At 74.0% G+C, this 3,279-nt stretch carries 1 protein-coding gene; it reads left to right on the top strand.

The features are described 5' to 3' along the window. Nucleotides 1-255 precede the first annotated feature (255 nt). Nucleotides 256-3,279, top strand: a 3,024-nt coding sequence (locus RKP46_RS14400) for a CHAT domain-containing protein (protein ID WP_311107272.1), incomplete at its 3' end; no start/stop codon positions are given.

A 3,279-nucleotide genomic window follows, 5' to 3' on the forward strand; every position in this document is an offset into this window, starting at 1 on the left:
TGGGTTTTCCTACCCTCTCCTATCCTCCGGCGTGGCGCACGGCAGTGTCCGAGCTTGCCTTCCCGCGTACGCCGGCGCTGCGCCTGCAAGCGGCATCCGGCACCCTCGCCACCGCTGATCGCGTGCGCGGCGACGCAGCGCAAGGATACGTCCTGGCCCGCACGCGCGGCGACCTCGACGACGGCCGCGAAGCCTTTGCTATAGCAGGCGCTTGTCGCGTAGCATTGCTGCCTTCAGGGAAAGTGGAGAACGCGCATGCATGCCTTGCTGCGGCCGCTGGGGGCGGATTGCTTTTTGCAGGTGTTTGCGCAGGCTGGTTCCGGCGCCGATGCGGCGGGCGGCGCGGCGGCTGTTGGGGTGGGCGGCGCGTCGGCGATTGCCGAGTTGCGGCGGCCGGCGCCGGCGACGATCGCCTGCCTGACGGCTTGCGCGCAGCGCTACCAGCGCGCGCTGCGCGCGCACGACGACGACGCGCTGCCTGCCATTGGCCGCGAACTGTTCGACTGGCTGAACGGCAACGGCTGCGCCGACGCCTGGCTGCGCGGCACCGGCGCGCGCGTGCTCGAAGTGCGCGTCGACGACGGCGACAGCCCGCTGGCGCGCGCGCTGCTCGAAGCGCCGTGGGAATTGCTGGCCAGCGCCGACGGCCACCTCGCCGATGACGCGGTGCAGCTCTTTCTGGTCAGCCGGAGGATCGGCGTGCTGCCGACTGGCGTGCCGCAGCCGTTGCCGGCGCAGCGGCGCGACCTGCGCCTGCTGTTCATGGCCGCGGCGCCGCGGCAGGCCGACGAACTCGACTTCGAAGCCGAAGAAGCGGCGATCGCGCAGGCGATCGAAAAAGTCAGCGCCGCTGCGCGGCCGCAACTGATCGTCGAAGAAAGCGGCAGCGCCGCCGGCATCGCGCGCCGGCTGGCCGACGAAGGCGGCTGCGAAGCGCTGCATCTCTCGTGCCACGGCGACCTCGACCCGCAGCACGGCGCCTACCTGGCGCTCGAAGACGACTACGGCGACCTGCTGCCGGCCAGCGCCGGCGACCTGGTCGACGCCATCGGCGACACCAGCCAGTTGCCGCTGCTCTTCCTCTCCGCCTGCCGCACCGCCGAGAGCGGCGAGCGCGCGCCGGCGGAGCGCGCCGGCAGCCACGCCGACGGCAGCGGCAACGCGGCCCGCGCGCCAATGCTGGCGCCGCTGGTGCGCGAGCTGATCCGCGCCGGCGTGGCCAACGTCGTCGGCTGGGACGGTTCGGTCGCCGACCAGGACGCGATCGACTTCGCGCAAGTCTTCTACGGCGAACTGGCGCGGCACCGCAGCACGGTATACGCAGCGGCGAAAGCGCGGCAGGCGCTGCGCCAGCAGCAGCGCGCCGACGCGCAGCGCGGCGGCCACTGGCACCTGGCGCGCCTCTACCTCGGCCGCCACGGCGGCGGCGCGCTCACCGGCGCCGGCCTGGCGCACGCGCCGTTGCGCCATCGCGCGGCAAGCGAATTCCTCGACAGCGAACGCGGCGCCTCGCCGGTGGCGGCGCCGGCCGCTTTCGTCGGCCGCCGGCGCGCGCTGCAGCACGCGCTGCGCGAACTGCACAATACGCAACGAGCCGGCGTGCTGCTGCACGGAATGGGCAACCTCGGCAAATCCAGCCTGGCGGCGCGCATCGCCAGCCGGTGTACGCAGCAGCGCACGGTGGTCGTCTTCGAACGCTACGACGCGCTGGCCATTTTCGACCGCCTGCTCGCCGCGCTGCCCGGCGAGCAGCGCGCGCTCTGGCGCGACTGGCGGCAACGCCTCGCGCAGCCGCCGCAGAGCGCGCCGGAATTCGCCGACGCGCTGGCGGCGCTGCTCGCCGCACCGTTCGCCGCACAGCCGATCCTGCTGGTGATCGACGACCTCGAACGCATCCTGGAAACGCCGCTGCCCACCGCCGCACCGCTCGCCGTGCAGGCCGCGTACCGGCCGCTGCTGCTCGCCATCGTCACCGCCTTCGCGCACGCGCGCGCCGACGGCAACGCCTCGGCGCTGCTGCTCACCAGCCGCTACCGCTGCACGCTGCCCGACGCCGGCGGGCGCGAGCTGGCGGCGACGCTGGCGGTCGTGCCGCTGCAAGCAATGAACGAGCGCGAACGCGAAAAGCAGCTCGCCGCGGCGTACCGCCTGCACGCGGCGGGCCGAGCGGCCACCGCCGGCGCCACCGCCGTTCCCGCCGCGCTGGCAGCGCGCGTACTGCACGTCGCCGCCGGCAACCCCGGCCTGCAGGCCATCCTCACACGGCCGCTGCTCGCCGGCGAAAACGCCGCGCTCGCCGCCGCGCTGGCGGCGATCGAGCACTACCAGCGGCACGGCGAACCGCCGCCGCAACTCGCGCACCTGGCGCACGCGGGCGGCGAAACCGCCAACGCCGTCGCCGCCTTCTTCCAGCGCATGGCCTTCGCCAGCTACCGGCAGGCGCTCGCCGACGAGCAGGCGCAGCAACTGCGCGCGTGCAGTGCGTTCCCCGAAAACTTCCCGCTGCCGCTCGCCGCGCTGCACGCCGCCGGCAGCGCGCTCGGCGTCGCCGCCCCCGAACGCGCGCTGGCGCGCCTGCTCGCACTCGGCCTCGCCGACGACTGGGGCGAAATCGACGGCGACGCGCACGCCGCGGCCAACGCGCTGGCGACTCCGCTGCTGCCGACGCTGCGCGCCGACGAAGCAGCGCGCATCGCCAGCGCCGCGCTGACGCCACTCGCCGCCGCCTGGCGGCAAGCCGATGGGCAATTCGCCTGGGACGCGCGCGCGTGCGAACTGACGCGACTGGCGCTCGCCAGCGACGACTGCCCGCCGGCCCTGCTCGCCGCCGCCGCCGAGGCGGCTGCGGCGTACCTGTTTCACCACCAGCACGACGCACGCAGCGCGTACGACGACGTCGTGCAGCCGGCGCTGGCACGGCTCGGCGACGCGGCGAGCAGCGGCTTGCTGATGACAGCGGTCGATTGCGCCGAACGGCTCGGCGAGTCCGCGGCGCAAGACGACTATCTGGCGCAACTGGCGCAGAGCGCGCGCACTGAATCCGCTCGCGGCAGCGCGCTGCTGCGGCAGGCACGGCGCTGGCAACGATGCGGCGAGATCGACGCCGCCGAGACGGCGTACCGCGACGCCGCGCAAGCGTTCGACGCCAGCGGCAACGAACGCGAGGCAGCGATCGCGCGCAGTGGCATCGCCGATACGCTGCAAGCGCGCGGCGAAGTCGACGCAGCGCTGCGCATCCGCCGCGAAGAAGAGTTGCCCGTCTATCAACGCCTCGGCGAC

Origin of the sequence: Accumulibacter sp. (assembly GCF_031732815.1) — a bacterium.
In the GTDB taxonomy this organism is placed as follows: domain Bacteria; phylum Pseudomonadota; class Gammaproteobacteria; order Burkholderiales; family Rhodocyclaceae; genus Accumulibacter.